13 protein-coding genes are annotated in these 16,368 nt (G+C 74.2%); 4 read left to right on the forward strand and 9 right to left on the reverse strand.

Annotation, left to right across the window (positions count from 1 at the left end; all coding sequences use genetic code 11):
* Positions 1 to 66: 66 nt before the first annotated feature.
* Positions 67 to 1,611, forward strand: a complete 1,545-nt coding sequence (guaA, locus tag AB7J25_RS13560; protein WP_428508791.1) for a glutamine-hydrolyzing GMP synthase — start codon at positions 67 to 69, stop codon at positions 1,609 to 1,611.
* 57 nt (positions 1,612 to 1,668) lie between these two features.
* Here guaA and AB7J25_RS13565 read toward each other — a convergent pair whose 3' ends face one another.
* Together AB7J25_RS13565 and AB7J25_RS13570 are read right to left on the reverse strand one after the other, a co-directional pair.
* Positions 1,669 to 2,079 carry a hypothetical protein gene (locus AB7J25_RS13565; RefSeq protein ID WP_428508793.1) on the reverse strand — a complete coding sequence of 137 codons (411 nt, stop codon included), beginning with the start codon at positions 2,077 to 2,079 and terminating at the stop codon, positions 1,669 to 1,671.
* The gene (locus tag AB7J25_RS13570) at positions 2,072 to 3,301 is read right to left on the reverse strand and encodes a PspC domain-containing protein (protein WP_428508795.1); all 1,230 of its coding nucleotides are present in this window, start codon (positions 3,299 to 3,301) and stop codon (positions 2,072 to 2,074) included. The genes AB7J25_RS13565 and AB7J25_RS13570 overlap by 8 nt, the downstream gene beginning before the upstream one ends.
* A gap of 108 nt (positions 3,302 to 3,409) precedes the next feature.
* Between AB7J25_RS13570 and AB7J25_RS13575 the strand changes: the two genes are divergently transcribed.
* Together AB7J25_RS13575 and AB7J25_RS13580 are read left to right on the forward strand one after the other, a co-directional pair.
* A complete protein-coding gene (locus AB7J25_RS13575; RefSeq protein WP_428508797.1) occupies positions 3,410 to 4,813 on the forward strand; it encodes a PspC domain-containing protein in 1,404 nt (467 codons plus the stop codon).
* Entirely contained in the window at positions 4,810 to 5,490 is a 681-nt protein-coding gene (locus AB7J25_RS13580; RefSeq protein ID WP_428508799.1) for a response regulator, read from the forward strand. Before AB7J25_RS13575 ends, AB7J25_RS13580 begins: the two co-directional genes overlap by 4 nt.
* 13 nt (positions 5,491 to 5,503) lie before the next feature.
* Here the strand turns inward: AB7J25_RS13580 and AB7J25_RS13585 are convergent, their stop codons facing one another.
* The 7 genes from AB7J25_RS13585 to AB7J25_RS13615 all read right to left on the reverse strand — a co-directional run bounded on the left by AB7J25_RS13585 (position 5,504) and on the right by AB7J25_RS13615 (position 13,238).
* Positions 5,504 to 6,760: an acyl-CoA dehydrogenase family protein gene (locus AB7J25_RS13585; RefSeq protein WP_428508801.1), complete on the reverse strand. Its 1,257-nt coding sequence runs from the start codon at positions 6,758 to 6,760 to the stop codon at positions 5,504 to 5,506.
* Between the two features lie 160 nt (positions 6,761 to 6,920).
* Positions 6,921 to 7,946 carry a helix-turn-helix domain-containing protein gene (locus AB7J25_RS13590; RefSeq protein ID WP_428508803.1) on the reverse strand — a complete coding sequence of 342 codons (1,026 nt, stop codon included), beginning with the start codon at positions 7,944 to 7,946 and terminating at the stop codon, positions 6,921 to 6,923.
* Between the two features lie 163 nt (positions 7,947 to 8,109).
* A complete protein-coding gene (locus tag AB7J25_RS13595) occupies positions 8,110 to 9,006 on the reverse strand; it encodes a hypothetical protein (RefSeq protein ID WP_428508805.1) in 897 nt (298 codons plus the stop codon).
* A gap of 255 nt (positions 9,007 to 9,261) precedes the next feature.
* The gene (locus tag AB7J25_RS13600) at positions 9,262 to 10,002 is read right to left on the reverse strand and encodes a PIG-L deacetylase family protein (RefSeq protein WP_428508807.1); all 741 of its coding nucleotides are present in this window, start codon (positions 10,000 to 10,002) and stop codon (positions 9,262 to 9,264) included.
* Entirely contained in the window at positions 9,999 to 10,313 is a 315-nt protein-coding gene (locus AB7J25_RS13605; protein ID WP_428508809.1) for a hypothetical protein, read from the reverse strand. The genes AB7J25_RS13600 and AB7J25_RS13605 overlap by 4 nt, the downstream gene beginning before the upstream one ends.
* Before the next feature lie 226 nt (positions 10,314 to 10,539).
* Positions 10,540 to 12,594 (reverse strand): hypothetical protein, encoded by a 2,055-nt coding sequence (locus AB7J25_RS13610; protein ID WP_428508811.1) that lies wholly within the window; start codon positions 12,592 to 12,594, stop codon positions 10,540 to 10,542.
* A gap of 335 nt (positions 12,595 to 12,929) precedes the next feature.
* Positions 12,930 to 13,238: a chorismate mutase gene (locus AB7J25_RS13615; RefSeq protein ID WP_428508813.1), complete on the reverse strand. Its 309-nt coding sequence runs from the start codon at positions 13,236 to 13,238 to the stop codon at positions 12,930 to 12,932.
* Between the two features lie 261 nt (positions 13,239 to 13,499).
* Between AB7J25_RS13615 and pcrA the strand changes: the two genes are divergently transcribed.
* The gene (pcrA, locus tag AB7J25_RS13620; RefSeq protein ID WP_428508815.1) at positions 13,500 to 15,833 is read left to right on the forward strand and encodes a DNA helicase PcrA; all 2,334 of its coding nucleotides are present in this window, start codon (positions 13,500 to 13,502) and stop codon (positions 15,831 to 15,833) included.
* The last annotated feature ends 535 nt before the right edge of the window (positions 15,834 to 16,368 follow it).

The raw sequence follows: 16,368 nt of genomic DNA on the forward strand, positions 1-16,368 counted from the left end.
CCGGGCGCCGCACCGGGCCCGTCGGCCCCGGGGGCGGCGCGGCTCGCTACATCTAGGCTCGCGGGCGTGCAGCCGCCCACGGTTCTCGTCGTCGACTACGGGGCGCAGTACGCCCAGCTCATCGCCCGCCGGGTGCGCGAGGCGCAGGTGTACTCCGAGATCGTGCCGTCCACGACACCGGTCGCGGAGATCGTCGCCCGCAAGCCCGCGGCGCTGATCCTCTCGGGCGGGCCGTCGAGCGTGTACGCCGACGGGGCCCCGCGCATCGACCCGGAGCTCTTCAGGGCCGGGATCCCGGTGCTCGGGCTCTGCTACGGCTTCCAGGCGATGGCGTTGGCGCTCGGCGGCGAGGTGGCCCCGGACGGCACCCGCGAGTACGGCCGCACGCAGCTTGAGGTGTGCGGCGGGACGTTGCACGACGGGCTGCCGGCCCGCCACCCGGTGTGGATGAGCCACGGCGACTCGGTGGTGCGCGCCCCGGAGGGGTTCACGGTCACCGCGTCGTCGCAACGGGCGCGGGTCGCGGCGTTCGAGGACCCCGCGCGGCGGCTCGCGGGCGTCCAGTACCACCCGGAGGTGGGGCACTCGCCACACGGCCAGGAGGTGCTGCGTCGCTTCCTGCACGAGTTCGCCGCCATCACGCCGGGCTGGACCACGGCGTCGATCATCGACGACACGGTCGCCGCGGTCCGCGAGCAGGTCGGGGGCGGCCGCGCGGTGTGCGGGCTGTCGGGCGGGGTGGACTCGGCGGTCGCGGCGGCACTCGTGCAGCGCGCGATCGGCGACCGCCTCACCTGCGTGTTCGTCGACCACGGCCTGCTGCGCGCCGGCGAGCGCCAGCAGGTGGAGCGGGACTTCGTGGCGGCCACCGGCGCGTCGCTGCACACCGTCGACGCCCGAGAGCGGTTCCTCGCCGCGCTCGCAGGCGTCACCGACCCCGAGGGCAAGCGCAAGATCATCGGCCGGGAGTTCATCCGGGTGTTCGAGGCCGCGACCGCGGACATCGCCCGCGACGAGCAGGTCGGGTTCCTCGTGCAGGGCACCCTCTACCCGGACGTGGTGGAATCCGGCGGGGGCACCGGCACGGCGACCATCAAGAGCCACCACAACGTCGGCGGGCTCCCGGACGACATCGAGTTCGTGCTGGTGGAGCCGCTGCGGGCGCTGTTCAAGGACGAGGTGCGCCGCGTCGGGGCCGAGCTGGGCCTGCCCGAGACCATCGTGCACCGCCAGCCGTTCCCTGGCCCCGGACTGGGGATCCGGATCATCGGCGAGGTCACGCAGGAGCGGCTGCAGACGCTGCGCGCCGCGGACGCGATCGCCCGCGAGGAGCTCACGTTCGCGGGGCTGGACCGCGACATCTGGCAGTGCCCCGTCGTCCTGCTCGCGGACGTGCGCAGCGTCGGGGTGCAGGGCGACGGGCGCACCTACGGGCATCCGGTCGTGCTGCGCCCCGTGAGCTCCGAGGACGCCATGACGGCGGACTGGACGCGCCTGCCCTACGACGTGCTGGAGCGCATCTCCACGCGGATCACGAACGAGGTCGCGGAGGTCAACCGCGTGGTCCTCGACGTCACGAGCAAGCCGCCGGGGACCATCGAGTGGGAGTGACCCACCCGGTCCCGGACGATGCCGCGGGTGACGCGACGGGTGGCGCCTGCGCCCGGCTCAGGTGCTGCGCCGGCGCTGGCGCAGGCCGCTGACCAGCAGCCACGTGCCGACGGCCGCGGCGCCGCCCGCGAGCACCCAGCGCGGGTCGACGGCGCCGAGGTCGAGCGTCACACCGACGAAGGTGGCGACGGCCGCGACCAGGGTGAGGATCCCGAACACCAGCAGCAGCGCGTCCGGGCGGCGGGACGCGGCGTCCGAATCGGGCGCAGCGAACCCGGCGGGCACAGCGGGCTCGGACGTCGTGATGACGTCGTCGAGCGGCAGGTAGCCGGGTACCGCCCCGGGCGGGCCGACCGGGCCGGCCGGTGCCGGGGGCACGAACGGGGCGTCGCGCCGCTCGATCGGCGGGGTGGCCGGGGCCTGCTCGGGCCGCGCGTCGGCCGCCTCGGGGATCTTCTCGTCAGCCACGGTGCACCTCCACGTTGCCGAGCCCGGCGGACAGGTCCAGGACGATCGGGCGGCCGGAACGCACGCCGTCCGCGCCCAGGTCGTCGACCACGTCGAGCGTCGCGCCGGGCCCCCCGGCGCTGCGCCCGTCGAACGCGATGTGGCCGATCCCGACCTCGCCGCGCACCGTCACATCTGCGTTCGGCGGCACGAGGATCTGGACGTCACCCGCGCCGCTCTCGACCGCGGTACGGATCGGTGCGGCGGTCGCGCCCTCGGGCACGGTGAGGTCGAGCCCGCGCAGGTCGAGTTCGAGCGAGCCGGCGTCCATCCGGTACTCCGGCAGGACCTCGGCGGCGGTCACCGGCGCGAAGCGCAGGTCGGTGGCCTGCACGGAGAACCGCTCGTGCGGGAAGGAGAGCACCCCCCACGCGATGAGCGCCGTGACCACCGCGAACGGGATCAGGCCGCGGCCGGCGTGCAGGAACGCGCCGACCAGGAGCCCACCGGCCAGGACGGTGAGCAGCGCGCCGAGCAGGATCGCAGGCCCACCACCGGTGAGGAGCAGGATCGCCCCCGTGAGCCCGCCGACCACGAGCGCGGCCGCGAGCGTGTACGCGGTGACGCGCGGCTTCGGCGGTGCCGGTGGCGCGGGTACGGGCGGCGGCTCAGGGAGGTCCCACAGGGACGGGGCGACGCCCAGCGGGTCCCAGGCGGGCGGGCGCCGTCCCGGGTCGGGATCGGGCGAGGGGACACCCGCCTCGTCGGCCGTGGCCGTCCCCGCGGCCGGGGCGCCGGCGGGAGTCCCGGTCGGTGTCCCCGTCGGGGCCACGGCGGGCAGCCCGGCGGCCGCTCCCGCAATGCCGAGGTGGGCGCGGTTCTGGTGCAGCAGCACGAGCAGCCCGGCCGCGACGATGCCGGCGAGCAGCGCGCTCAGGTTGAAACCGATCACCGAGCCGATCCCGGCCACGGTCGCGATCACCAGCCCGATCGTGGGCAGGACACGGGCCGTGGCCCGCCGCCCCTCGCCGTCGGGCAGCGCGACCCAGCCGGCGATGTAGAGCAGCCCGCCGATCCCGGCGAACGCGAGTGCGGCGAAGGCGACCCGGACGAGTACCGGGTCGACGTCGTAGCGCCGCGCGATCGCCGACGCGACACCCGCGACCTGGCGGTCGTCGGGCGGCCGTGCGGGGCGGGTCTCCCACATCTCCCGCAGCGTGGTCTGAAGGTCCGTCTTCGTCATGGCTCCAGCGTCGGTTCTGCGGGGCCCTCCGGGCCTCGGGGACGGCCCTGAGACACCCCCGAGATTGTCCCGATGTCGCCCCTCGCGAGGCCGTGTGACGATGGGGTCGTGACCGGCCCGACCGCACCACCGACCGCGACACCGACGGTACGCCCGCCGACGCCGCCGCTGCAGCGCCGCCGCAGCGGGCGGTTCGTCGCGGGCGTCGCAGGCGGCGTGGCCGACCATCTCGAGATCGACGTCTTCTGGGTGCGGCTCACGTTCGCCGTCCTCGTCCCGCTCGGCGGGCTGGGCGTGCCCGCCTACGGGTTGCTGTGGATGTTCGTCCCGCAGGAGCGGGGCGACGTCGTGCGGGTCGTCCCGGCGGCCGAGCGCCGCCAGGCGTGGGGCCTCCTGGCGCTGGCCGTCGCGGCCGGGCTGGTGGCCTCCGCGCTCGGTGACAGCGTCGTCGGTGTGGTGCTCGGCCCGCTCGGGGTCGTCGCGGTCGGCGCGGCCGTCGTGTGGCGCGAGGCCGACACGGACCGCGCCGCCCAGCCCGGCACGCCCACCTCGCGCTGGCGGCGCCTCACCAGGCCTGCCGCGGTGCTGCGGGTGGTGTCGGGGATCGTCTTCGTCGCCACCGGGCTGGGCGTGTTCCTGCTCGGCAACCTGGACGTCGGGCAGGTGCGGTTCGGGTTGCTGGCGGTCCTGGCGACCCTGCTCGGCGTCGCGGTCCTGACCATTCCGTGGTGGTTACGGCTCGTGCGCGATCTCGGCGAGGAGCGGCGCGCGCGGATCGTCACCGCGGAACGCGCGGAGATCGCCGCGCATCTGCACGACTCCGTCCTGCAGACCCTCGCCCTCATCCAGCGCCAGGCCGAGCACCCGCGCGAGGTGCTGCGTCTCGCGCGTGGCCAGGAACGCGAGTTGCGCACCTGGCTCTACGGTCCCGGTGGCTACCACTCCCCGGGCGGCGCCGCGCTGGACGCCGGGTTCACCGAGGCGCTGGCCGCCGCCGCGGCGGAGGTCGAGGACACCTACGCCGTCACCGTGGCGCCCGTCGTCGTCGGCGGCGACCGCACCCTCGACGACGGCCTGCGCGCGCTGGTCCTCGCCGCGCGCGAGGCGATGGTGAACGCCGCCAAGCACGCCGAGGTGGCCGAGGTGTCGGTGTACGCCGAGGTCGAGACCGGCGAGGTGCACGTGTTCGTCCGGGACCGCGGCGTCGGGTTCGACCCGGACCGGGTGCCGGAGGACCGCCACGGCCTCGCCGACTCGGTGCGCGCCCGCATGCGCCGCCACGGCGGTACCGTCGCGCTGCGCAGCGCGCCGGGCGAGGGCACCGAGGTGCACCTGGCCATGCCGGTCGACACGCCGCCGGAATCGCCGAACTCGACGCCGGACCGGGCGCCCGTGGAGCCGTCGAGCCGGGCGTCGGCCGGGTCGCCGGTGGAGCCGCCGGACGAGTCGCCGACCGTGTCTCCGGCCGAGGCGCCACGCTCCGAGCCCGTCGCAGAAGGGACCCCACGATGACCGGGCCCACCGCATCGACCACGCAGGACGAGCCCATCCGCGTCGTCCTCGTCGACGACCACGCCCTCTTCCGCGCCGGCGTGCGCGCCGAGCTGGAACGCGGCGTGCCCGACGTGCGCGTCGTCGGTGACGCGGGCTCCGTCGACGAGGCCGTGGCGACCATCCGCCACCTCACCCCGGACGTCGTCCTGCTCGACGTGCACATGCCCGACGGCGGTGGCGCCGAGGTGCTGAGGCGGGTGCGCCCCGAGCTGCCGGGGGTGGTGTTCCTCGCCCTCTCCGTGTCCGACGCCGCCGACGACGTCATCGCGGTGATCCGCCTCGGTGCGCGCGGCTACGTCACCAAGACGATCTCCGCTCACGATCTCGCCGACGCCGTCCGGCGCGTGCACTCCGGGGATGCGGTGTTCTCACCGCGGCTGGCCGGCTTCGTGCTCGACGTGTTCTCGGACCGTCCCGGGGCCGTCCCCACCGATCCCGAGCTGGACAGCCTCACCCCCCGCGAGCGCGACGTGCTGCGCCTGCTCGCGCGGGGCTACGCGTACAAGGAGATCGCGGCGGAGCTCTTCATCTCGGTGAAGACCGTCGAGACGCACGTGTCGAGCGTGCTGCGCAAGACGCAGCTGTCGAACCGCTACGAGCTGTCCCGATGGGCGTCGGACCGGCGGCTGGTCTAGCGGGTCCGGCCGGTCACGGCGTCGAGAGCCGGTTCTCCGCGAGGGCGAGCGGGTCGTAGCCCGGGTTCTGGAACATCTCGTGCATCTGGCGGCGGCGCACGCCCATGTTGCCGCCGTCGTACACCGGGAAGCACAGGACGTCCTGCATGATCCCCGCGATCGGGGTCAGGTCGGTGTAGGCGTCGACGCCGACCAGCCGCATCGCGTCGTAGACGGCCTGGACCGAGGTCTCGGACGCGAAGACCTTCGTGATGTTCGCGAGCTCGCGGTCCTTGCCGCCGGTCTTGTCGAAGTGGTCGGCGGCCTTCCAGGTCAGGTAGCGGGTCGCCTCGATGCGGATCTTGAGATCCGCCAGCATGTAGCCGACGTTCTGGTACTCGATCACGGGGTGTGGGCCGGAGCGGTTGTCGGTCCTGGCGAATCGGTAGGCGTGGTCGAAGGCCGCCCGCATCCGCCCGACGCAGGCCGCGCCGATGGGTGCGCAGGTCCAGGAGAACGCCGTCTTGACGATCTCCAGCCCGTCGCCGGGCCGTCCCAGGATGTTCCCGGCGGGCACCCGGACGTCGGTGAACTCGAGGCGTGGCGAGATGGTGGCGCGGTGGCCGATGGTGTCGATGATCCCGGTGATCTCGACGCCCGGGGTGCCCTTCTCGATGACGATCACGGCGAGCGACTCCTGGGGCGGCGCGTCCGGATCGGTGCGGCAGACCAGGGTGATCACGTCGGGCAGGGCGCGGTTCCAGCCGGTGCCGTTGGTGGTGTAGTGCTTGGCCCCGTTGATGACCCACTCGTCGCCTTCGAGCCGCGCGAACGTCTGGACGCCCACCTTGGGATCGGGTGAGTCGAAGTTCGCCCCGCCGGTGACCTCGGTGAACCCGAAGGCGGCCAGCCGCGGCTCGCTGTCGGTGAAGGGGCGCAGGAAGCGCTCCTTCTGCTCGTGGGTGCCGAAACGGATGATCGGCTGCAGGCCCAGGCCGGTGGCGAGCACGGCCGTCGGCGTGTTGATGTCGACGCGGGCGAGTTCCTCGGCGGCGAGCACGAAGGCGAGCGAGGTGAACAGCTGCCCCCCGTACTCGTCGGGGATCAGCGCCTTGAGGAATCCGGCGTCGACCATCTGCTGGTAGAACGGCTTGATCGCGTAGAAGCGCTCCTCAGGGCCCGGGATGTCCGAGAGGGCGGCGGCGACACCGCTCAGCACGCCGTCGGCGAACTCCCGAGCCCCGGCGCGCAACTGCAGCTGCTGGTCGTCCAGGGTGAAGTCGAGTGACATGTCCGGTTCCTCGTCGGTGGGCCCCGTTCTCCGGCGGCCGGGGCGACGGGACCGAGTGTGGAGCGTCGGTGGTCCGTGCCACTTGGACGAGGACGCAGGGCGCCTGGAACGGGACTGCACGACGCCACGCCGGGCGGTGCTCCAGCGACCGGTCCGCCGGTCACCCGGTCGGCGCGACGGTCCCGGCGGGAGGGCCGTCACCGTCCGCGGAGCCGCGGTACTGCGAGGGCAGGCAGCCGTAGCGGGCCTTGAAGACCCTGTTGAGATGGGACAGGTCGCAGAACCCCCACCTGCTCGCGAGCTCGGTGAACGAACGGTGGCCGCCGCCGGAGCGCAGCTCCCGCGCACACCCCTCGACCCGCAGTGCCATGACGGTCTGGGCGAAGGTGGATCCGGTGCCTTCGTAGAGCCCGTGGAGCTTGCGCACCGAGATCCCGAAGCGGCGGGCCACGTGAGCCGCGGGGAGGTCGGCGTGTCGCAGGTTCGCGGCCACGTAACGATTGATCGACGCCCGCAGCGTCGCATCCAGCCGGGCGCGGCCGGTGTCGCGCAACGCGTCCCCAGCGCCCGCGGTGGCGGCCAGCAGCGCGGTGAACGCGGTGTCGGCGGCATCCGCTGCGGACCGGTCGAGGGATCCGACGTTGTCCCAGATCGACATCATCGTCGAGGCGACGACGCTGGGCAGCCCGCCCGCGCGGGCGTCGTGGGTCACCGCCGTGAAGCCGTGCGGATCGGCGAGCAGCGGCACCAGCTGCGAGCGCGGCACCCGGAACGACACCACGTGCCATTCCCGGGTCGCGGGCTCCCCGATGAACTCGAGGCTGTACTCGCTCGTGGTGTCGAACATCGCGAAGCCGCCCGGCGGGACGACACAGGTCCGGTCGCCCTGGCCCGCGAGGCAGTGCCCGCGCAGCTGGAGGTTGACGAAGACCTGATCGGAGCCCGTCCGCCGGACCTCGGCCTCGCCGTGGGTGATCAGCTGGGTGGTCGAGACCACCTCCGCGCAGTTGGTGCCCGTGAGCGGTGTGGACCGCACCCAGCTGGTGATCCCCGGGTCCCGGGGGCCGGGTGGGCGGTGCGCCGCCCGACGTTCGGTGGCGAGCGGGGTGAAGGCCTCGCAGATCACCTCTCGCCAGTAGCTGAACTGCTCACCGACCGGCCGGTCCGTCGTCGTCCAGTACGGCACCGCCAGCCTCCCAGCCTGGGCATCGGGCGCCGAATCCGCGCCCGGATCGAGGTCGGTACCGCACGATACGCTGGTCCGGAGGCGAGGGCGACGGACCCCGGAGCGCCGTCGCCGCTGCTCAGCGGGCGACTCGGCACCGCGGTCTCGGGCCGGCCATGGGTGATCAGCCGCCGAGCAGGCCCGACGCCACCTTCCCGACCGAGCCGAGCAGGCCACCGCCGCCACCGGCGGTGCCGGTGTCCAGCGAGCCGACGGCGGAGTCGCGGCCCTCGCCCTCGCCGGATCGGGAGGAGCTGCCGTTCCCGCCGCCGAGGAGCCCCCCGACGGGGTCGGTCAGCTTCTCCGTGGTGTCGCCGAGGGTCTTCCCGGTGCCCGCGACGGTGTCGCCGAGCGTCTTCCCGGTGCCCTCCACGAGGCCACCCACCGCCTCGCCCGCGTCCGAGACGACCCCGCCCGCGGGGCCGCCGACGAGGTCACCGACCGCGTCCGTCGCGCCGCTCGCGGTGGCACCGAGTCCCTTCGTCGCGCCCGACACGGTGTCGCCCAGCGTCTTCGTCGTACCGGAGACCGTCTGACCGACGTAGTCGCCCGCGCCGGTCACGACACCGCCGAGGACACCCGGCGTCGTCGCTGCCGACACCCCCGGCACGCCGGTGTCACCGGGCGTGCGTGCGACCGCGCCCGGGAGCAGGATCGATCCGGGGTCGCCGCCACGGGCCGCCTGGGCGGCGGCCTCGAACCCCGCCAGCGACACCGCGTCCTGCGGGAGCGGGGCGAGCCCCGGCAGCGTGCTCGCGCCCCCGTCTACCGCGCCGGCCTCGGGCGCGGGCGAGATCAGCCCCGGCTCCGGCGGGCCGCCGGTCGAGTCGGTGACCACCGCGGCGCCGAGGACCGACGCGATCGCGACGAAGGCGCCCGCGGCGCCACCCGCCCGTCGCCCGAGCCGGCCGGTGATCCAGGACGGCTCGCCGTCCGCGGCCGCGATCTGGTGCCCGCGCGGCTGCAGCGGCCGATCCGCCGCGTGAGGGACCCGGACCCCCTCGCGGCGCAGGAGCGCCACGACCGAGATGACGTTCTCGGGCCGGTCCGTCGCAGGAATCTCCTGCTCGTCACGCTGTCGGGGGACACGCTGGCGCGGAACGGCAACGACATGCGCGTCATTGGGCGGGGCGGGCACGGGGAGCGTCCTCCTGGAGAGTGAATGCCGTCCCGACCGGTCTACCGGAGTGCCGTGATCAGGGGCAATTGCTGTTCGCCCGTTCATCGACCCTCACCCGAACGGCGTTATCGCCGTTCGTCCGCCCAATTCGACCGTTCACCCGATCGCGACGATCTGGAAGGCCTCCGCGTACCGCTCCTCACCGAGTTCGAAGTGGCGCGCCCAGTAGCTGCTCCACTGCCGCAGGCGCGACTCCAGGTCGTCCATGTGTCCGGTCTGCGAGACGTGCGCGCGCAGCGCGGCGACCTTCCGGTCCAGGGTGTCGGTGATGTCGACGATGTGGTCCACCCGTTCCTCGGGTGGCGCCATCAGCCACATCTCCCGCACGGTCCACGCCTCCAGGCCTTCGGCGAGGAGTTCCGGATGGGCGAAGGGGTTGCGCGCATCCGGGTACACGGCGGCGAGCGCGGCCTCCCCGGTCGCCCGGTGGTCGGGATGGGAGGCACCCAGCCGGCGCCACCAGATCTCGGGCGACTGGGTCAGGACCCGGTCGGGGCGGAAGCGCCGGATCTCGCGGCTGATGTCGCGGCGCAGCTCGATGCTCGGGGTCAGCCGGCCGTCCGGATAGCCGAGGAAGACGACGTCCTTCACGCCCAGCTCGGCCGCCGCCTTCCGCTGCTCCGCCTCGCGCAGCGGGGCCATCTCCGCGCGCGGGGTGTCGTCGAACCCGCCGGCGTCGCCCGAGGTGCAGATGCAGTACGCCACCTCGATCCCCGCCGCCGTCCAGGTCGCGACGGTGCCGCCCGCGCCGAAGTCCACGTCGTCCGGATGGGCGGTGACCACCAGCGCTCGCTGGACGTCCTCCCGCACCCGTACCTGCCGGGTCGGAAGGCTCACGAGCTGCGGAACCGGGCGCGCGTCGCGTTGAGCGAGTTGCGCGCCACCACACCGCCGCCCGCGCCGAGCAGGAGGCCGAACACGTCCGCGACCGGCCCGCCCGACGTGAGCAGCAGGCCGACCAGCGCCAGCGCCGCCGCACCGCCCGCCACCGGCAACGTGCGGTGCACGTCGTCCACGAACGGTGCGCCCGCCGCGCCCCGCTTCGCCGCTGCACTGCGCAGCATCCCGAGGTAGCCGAGGTTCGCCAGCGCGACCAACAGGCCGACGAGTGCCACGACGGTCGCCGCGATCCCGATCACGGTGGTCATGGTTCCAGCCTGCCAGACGGGGCGGTGGTCCGAGGGGCCCGGCGCGACGGCGGGTCCGATGGGCCGGAGGGGGCCGTCGGAACGCCGGCCTCGACCATGATCACCAGGAGTGGGGCAGGACGCGCATATTCGAGCGTGCCGTCACGGTTTTGGTGATCATGGCTGGGGGTGTCGGTGTGTGCGCAACGCCGACGCTCGTGCGCGCAACGCCGAGGCTCCGGCGCGCTCAGTCGCCGAGCAGTCCTGCGGCGATCTTGCCGACCGTGCCGCCGCTCCCTCCGGAGTCGCTGTCGCCGGATCCGCCGGATCCGCCGGAGTCGCGGGAGTCGTCGCTGCCGGAGTCGCCGGAGTCGCTGTCGCCGGAGTCGCTGTCGCCGGACCTTCCGGAGTCGCTGTCGCCGGAGTCGCGGGAGTCGTCGTTGGCGGACCCGCGGGAGTCGCTGTCGCTGGACCCGCCGGAGTCGTCGTCCCCGGACCTGCCGGACCCGCCGCCGTCGGACCTGCCGCCGTCGGACCCGCCGGAGCCGCCGCCGTCGGACTCGCCGCCGTCGGACTCGCCGCCGTCGGACTCGCCGGAGTCGCGGTCGTCGGACCCGCCGCCGGATCTGCCGGACTCGCCCGACGTGCTGCCGGACCCGCCGGAGTCGCTGCTGTCGGATCCGCGGGAGTCGTCGTCACCGGAGCCACCGGACGTGCCGGACCCGCTGCCGTCCGACCCGCCGGACGCGCTGGCGGCCCCGCCCGATCTGCTGCCGGAGTCGGGATCGTCGGCGTCCTTGCTGCCCGAGCCGAGCACCCCGTCGAGGCTGCCGGTGCCGCCGCTTCCGCCGCCGGAGCCACCCGAGGCCGTCGAGCCGCGGGTGCCGAGAAGGCCGCCGAGGGTCTCCTCGACGGTGCCGCCCGCGTCCTCCGCGGCGTCCGTGACGGGCTCGGTCGCCTTCTCGGCGCCTCCGGCCGCGCCGACAGGACCGGTGAGGCCTTCGAGCGCGCCGACGACCGGCGCGGTGACATCGCCTGCGGTCTCGGTCAGGGGCTCTGTCACATGACCGGTGAGGCCCTCCGCCACGTCCTCGGCCGCGCCCGTCACCGGGGCCGTCACGTCGGTGGCCGCCCCGGCCACCGGGGCGAGGAGCCCGCCGGCGGCATTCGCCACGGGCTCCACCGCCGCGGCCACCGGCTCCAGCACCGGAGCCGTCGTCTCGCCCAGCGGGCCGGTGACCCCGCCGACGGTGTCGAGAACCGGGTCGAGCGCGCCGTCACCGAGCACCGGGTCCAGCGTCGGCGCGACCCCGGCCAGGACGGGATCGAGCACGGGCGCCGTGACGCCCTCGACGGCGTCCACGACAGGTCGGGCGAGGTCGACCACCGGCTCGGCGACCGTGTCCACGACGTCGACGACCGGCCCGGTGACGGTGTCCACGGTGCCGAGCAGCGGGCCGGTCACCGTGCCCACGGGTCCGGACACGGGGCCGAGCACGTCGTCCACCGCGCCGCCGACGGCGCCTCCGACCTCGTCCACGACGTCCACCAGGCCGCCCACCGGGGCCGGCAGCAGGTCCTCCACGGGGTCGACGACGCCACCGATCACACCGGCGTCCGGGTCCGTCACCGAGTCGAGGACCTCCTCGACGGGCCCGCCGGCGCCGGGGTCCCCAACGGCGCCCGGCCCGTAGGAACCACCACCCGGATTCCCGCCCGGCGCGTCACCCGGGCCCGCGCCCGGAGCGCCACCGGGATCGCCCGGATCCGCGCCGGGAGCTCCAGGACCTGCGCCGGGAGCGCCGGGACCCGCGCCCGGCCCCCCGGGCGTCGCACCATCGGGGAGCGGCGCGCCGATGACGACACCCGGCTCGCCTGCCCCGGGCGCGGCGGCGGATCCACCGGGCAGGGCGCTCGCCGACGGGAACGCGCTGGTCTGGACCGGGGCAACCGGGCCGGTCAGGCCGCCCGGGCCGGCGAACGCGGTGAGCGCGAGCGGCGCGCCCGGCGAGTTCGGACCGAGCAGGGCGATGACGGGCGGAACGCCGGTGCCGCCGTGGCCCGGTGCCTGCTCCGGGACGATGACGGAGGGGTCGGCCCGGTCACCGCCGGTACCGTCGGTGATCGCCGCGGCGCCGAGGACCGATGCGGCAGCGACGAGCAGCCCCGCCCGCCGGACGGCGGTGGCGTCGAGCCACGCCGCGCCGCGCTCCACCGGCTGCAACTGGTGCGCGCGGGGCCGTAGCGGCCGGTCCGCCGCGTGCGGGACGCGGTAGCCCTCGCGGCGGAGGATGGCGAGCACGGAGATCGGAACGTCCCCGCCCGCCGGCCCGCGCTGGACCGGAATCGACGGAGCGTCACCGGTGGTGGGCGGTGTGTGACGATCCGGGCGGTGCGTCGAGTGGTGGGCAGTCGGGACCACGGGGGAGCGTCCTCCTGGCGAGTGAGTGCTCCTTCGGGTTTACCTGAGCGTCATCTACCGGAGCAATTGTTGTTCGCCCGTTCACCCGACGTCACTCGAATGGCACTGCTGCCGTTGGTCGCTCGAAACGAACCGTTCGCCCTTTCGAGACACCTGAATGCGGCAGCCTTGGTGGACCTTCCGGCTCAGTTCGCCGTCCTGACCAGCGATGTCGATCAGTGTCCGCCGAGGCGCCCGCGTCCGAGCCGCAGCAGGATCATCCCGAGCTCGCGGCCCTCGGAGCCGAGCTCGCGGAACCGGGCGAGCACCGCCATCTCCCGGTTGTAGACGATCCGCGGGCCGCCCGCCGCCATCCGCGCGCGCCCGATGCGCTGCGACACCTCGCTGCGGCGTTTGATCAGCCGCAGGATGTCCGCGTCGAGCTGGTCGATCTCCAGGCGGAGCGCGTCGATCTCCTCGGCCGCCGGGATGTCGGCCGCGTTCTCGGCGCTGCCTTGGGAGTCGTGGGTGGTGGTCACGCTCATGGTCTCCTCCGTCTCGTCCCCGCCGTCCGCCGGATCCGAGCCGGGCCGCTCACAGAAAGGCCCCGGGTCCGTCGGACTCCGGGGCTGCATCGTGGGTGTGCTTAGACGACCACGGGCACCGGGGTCCGGTACCCGTAGAAAAATCGCCTCAGCGCTGACACGTGGACGAGTGTGCCACACGATCGGCCGCGCGGTCGATGCGGGAGGGCGCCCGGCGGGTCACCAGGTTGTCGGCGGACGCCGGTACCGTGTGTTCCCACGATGAGCGCGCTGTCCGAACTCCCCGTCAAGCCCCGTTCCGCGCGGGGTGCCGCCCTCCTGGAGGGCCTGAACCCGCGGCAGGTCGAGGCCGTCGTCCACGCGGGTTCGCCGCTCCTGATCGTGGCCGGGGCGGGTTCGGGCAAGACACGGGTGCTCACCCATCGCATCGCGTGGCTGCTCGCGGAGCGCGGGGTGCATCCGGGCGAGATCATGTCGATCACGTTCACCAACAAGGCCGCCGCCGAGATGAAGGCGCGGGTGGACGCCCTCGTGGGCCGGCGGGCGAACGCCATGTGGGTGTCGACGTTCCACTCGATGTGCGTGCGCGTGCTCCGCCGGGAGGCCAAGCACCTGGGCGTGCGCAGCGCCTTCTCCGTCTACGACGCGGACGACACGCGCCGGCTCGTCGGGCTCGTCGCGCGGGATCTGGAGCTCGACCCCAAGCGCTACGCCGCGCGCGGGCTCGCGGCCCAGATCTCGAACCTCAAGAACGAGCTGCGCACCGCGGAGGACGCCGCCGCGCGGGCGAGCAACGACTACGAGCGCCGCGTCGCCGAGGTCTACGCGATCTACCAGGAACGGCTGCGCACCGCGAACGCGTTCGACTTCGACGACTTGATCATGGAGACGGTGTCGCTCCTGCAGCGGCTCCCGGCCGTCGCGGAGTACTACCGGCGCCGCTTCCGCCACGTGCTCGTCGACGAGTACCAGGACACCAACCACGCGCAGTACGCGCTGGTCCGCGAACTGGTGGCGCCGGCGGTCGACGGAGCCGAGCCGGGCGAGCTGTGCGTGGTGGGCGACTCGGACCAGTCGATCTACGCGTTCCGCGGCGCGAGCATCCGCAACATCGTCGAGTTCGAGCAGGATTTCCCGAACGCCCGCACGATCCTGCTGGAGCAGAACTACCGCTCCACCCAGACGATCCTGTCGGCGGCCAACGCGGTGATCGCGCGCAACGCGAACCGGCGCGACAAGCGGCTGTGGACCGACGCCGGGGACGGCGGCAAGGTCGTCGGCTACGTCGCGGACAACGAGCACGACGAGGCCGCGTTCGTCGCCCACGAGATCGACCGGTTGGTCGACAGCGGCGATGTCCGCAACTGCGACGTCGCGGTCTTCTACCGCACCAACGCCCAGTCGCGCGTCTTCGAGGACGTGTTCCTGCGGGTGGGCCTGCCGTACAAGGTCGTCGGCGGCGTTCGCTTCTACGAGCGCAAGGAGGTGCGTGACGCGCTGGCGTACCTGCGGGTGCTGTCCAACCCGGAGGACACCGTCAGCCTGCGCCGCATCCTCAACACGCCGCGCCGTGGCATCGGCGACCGGGCCGAGGAGCTGGTGGCGCAGTACGCCGATCGGGAGCGGATGTCGTTCGCCGCGGCCCTGCGGCTCGCCGCGGAGGACCGGATCCCCGGTCTGGTGACGCGCTCGCAGCGGTGCATCGCGTCGTTCGTGCACCTGATGGACGGGCTGCGCGAGCTGGTCGACCGGGGCGAGCCGACGGCGGAGATCCTCGAGGCCGTCTACGCCCGCACCGGCTACACCGCCGAGCTGGAGGCCAGCGACGATCCGCAGGACGGGTCGCGGCGGGAGAACCTCGCCGAGCTGGTCACGGTCGCGCGCGAGTTCGCGGGCGACGCCGCCGTGGCCGACCTGGACGACTCGGACCCCGACTCCGACACTGCGGTCGGCGCCCCGGAGCCCGGGTCGCTCGCGGCGTTCCTGGAGCGGGTCGCCCTGGTCGCGGACGCCGACTCGGTGCCGGACTCCGACGCCGGAATGGTCACGCTGATGACGCTGCACACGGCGAAGGGCCTGGAGTTCCCGGTCGTGTTCCTCACCGGCTGGGAGGACGGCGTGTTCCCGCACCTGCGGGCGATGTCCGATCCGGCGGAGCTGGCCGAGGAGCGGCGCCTGGCCTATGTCGGCATCACCCGGGCCCGGGAGCGGCTCTACCTGTCGCGCGCGCTCATGCGCTCGTCGTTCGGGCAGCCGAGCGCGAACCCGGCGTCGCGGTTCCTGGACGAGGTGCCGTCCGATCTCGTCGAGTGGCGGCGCTCGGAACCGGAGCGCTCTGCGCCGGTGGGCCGGTTCGGCTTCGGGCGCCGCCCCGAGCCACGCGACCGCGGGGACTGGCGGGCGCCCGCGGCGCGCACCCCCGCGGCGACGATCAGCCTCGAGGTGGGCGATCGCGTCAACCACGACAAGTACGGCCTGGGCACGGTCGTCGCCGCTGACGGCGCGGGGCCCCGAGCGACGTTGACGATCGACTTCGGAAGCGCCGGCACCGTCCGGCTGATGCTGATCGGGGGCGTGCCGCTGCAGAAGCTCTGACGGCGCTCCGCCGGGTTCTGACGGCGCTCTGTCGGGTTCTGCCGGTGCCGGGCGGCGGGGTGCGCGTCCCAGGCCCGCGTCGACCGGTCTCGCAGGCCGCGCTGCCCTGCCTTGCGGGGGTGCGCCTCGCCGGCCGCGCCGCCGTGCCTCGCAGACCCCGGGCACGCCTCGCAGGCCGCGCCGCCCTGCCTCGCAGACCCCGGGCACGCCTCGCAGGCCGCGCCGCCCTGCCTCGCAGACCGTGGACACGCCTCGCAGGGGCTGCGGCGTCTGCGAACCGTGTCGGGCCTGTGCGAGGTGGCTGCAGAACCCCGCGTCGGCACCGGGGCACGGGCCGGGCGACCCGCGCCGTCGCGCCTCGCCGGTCGCGCCGTCGCACCTCGCAGGCCGCGCCGCCGTTCCTCGCAGACCACCCCGGGCACGCCTCGCAGGCCGCGCCGCCCTGCCTCGCAGACTGCACCGCCGTGCCTCGCAGACCGTGGGCACGCCTCGCAGGGGCTGCAGCGTCTGCGAACCGTGTCGGGCCCCTGCGAGG

The organism is Pseudonocardia sp., assembly GCF_050246655.1.
In the GTDB taxonomy this organism is placed as follows: domain Bacteria; phylum Actinomycetota; class Actinomycetes; order Mycobacteriales; family Pseudonocardiaceae; genus Pseudonocardia.